This window comes from Streptomyces sp. IBSBF 3136 (assembly GCF_036815105.1).
GTDB lineage: Bacteria > Actinomycetota > Actinomycetes > Streptomycetales > Streptomycetaceae > Streptomyces.
Genome location: NZ_JAJSZC010000001.1, coordinates 1 through 1,078, shown reverse-complemented (window position 1 = coordinate 1,078; position 1,078 = coordinate 1). Strand labels below are relative to the sequence as shown.

Annotated in this window: 1 protein-coding gene and 1 pseudogene; both read left to right on the top strand. The window is 80.6% G+C overall.

Annotated elements, in window-relative coordinates; genetic code table 11:
* Positions 1-316: pseudogene (locus V7E45_RS00010) on the top strand (hypothetical protein); the annotation flags it as partial.
* A gap of 33 nt (positions 317-349) precedes the next feature.
* A partial coding sequence (locus V7E45_RS00005; protein ID WP_333771958.1) for an acyl carrier protein occupies positions 350-1,078 on the top strand: 729 nt, incomplete at its 3' end.

Genomic DNA, 1,078 nt, shown 5'->3' with positions numbered 1-1,078 from the left:
CGAGGTGTGGACGGCCGCGGCCCGGGACCGGGCCGGCGGCGCCCCCCCCCCCCCCCGGCTCGACGTCCACGCCTGGCTGATGAGCTGCCGGGCCCTCGGCCGGGGTGTCGAGGAGCGCCTGCTGGCCTGGCTCGCCGACCGGGCCGAGCAGCTGGGCTGCGCCGAGGTCCGGATCGCCGGGGAGCGCACCCCGCGCAACGCGCCCGCGCGCCGGCTGCTGGCCGCGCTCGGCGGCGGCGACCCGGACGACGAACGGCCGGCCGTCGTGGCCACCCCCGAGCGACTGCGGGCGTTCCGCTCCTGGGAGCAGCCGTGAGCAACAAGACCGAGCACAACCTGAAGGGCTCTCATGCGTGACGTGAACGAGGAACCGGCGGCCGGCGGCCGGCGGGCGCTCGCCGAGTCGATCGAACAGGGCGGCGGCCGACTCGGCGTGGCCGACCTGCTGGCCCGGGTGCGGACGGCGACCGCCGGGCCCGGGACCGCCCCGGCACCGGCGCCCGACCTGGACGGTCTGGCGGCCACCGTCGCCGCCGCGGCCGGCCGCCACCTGCCCACCGGCCGGCTGTCGCCGGACGCCGACTTCTTCGACGCGGGCGGCACCTCCGTCGACGCGGTGGAACTGGCCGCCGAGCTGGAAGCCGAACTGGGGATCGAGATCGACCTCGACGAGGTCTTCGCCGACGCCCGCCCCGTCAGCCTGGCCCGCCGCTGGCTGCCTCTGGTGACCGACCGGCCGCCGACTCACCCGGCCGACGGCACGCCCCGCGGCACGGCCCCGGCCTTCGGTGCGCACCCGGGATCCGAGGCGGCCTGGCTCGCCGGGACGGCCTCGGCCGCCGGCGCGGGAACGGCCCCCGGCGCGGCCGGCGGCTCCGAAGCGACCTCGGCCTCCGCTGCGGCCCCGGCGCCGCGCCCGGCCCCGGAGACGGGCCGGCCCGCTGGAACGGCCTCGGTCCTGGAGGCGACCCCGGGCCCCGACAGGGCCCCGGCCGGGCCCTCCGGGACACACCCGTCCGTCACCGCAGCCGCGCCCGCCGCCGCGGCGCCGATCGGCGGACCCGCCCCGGCCCCTGGC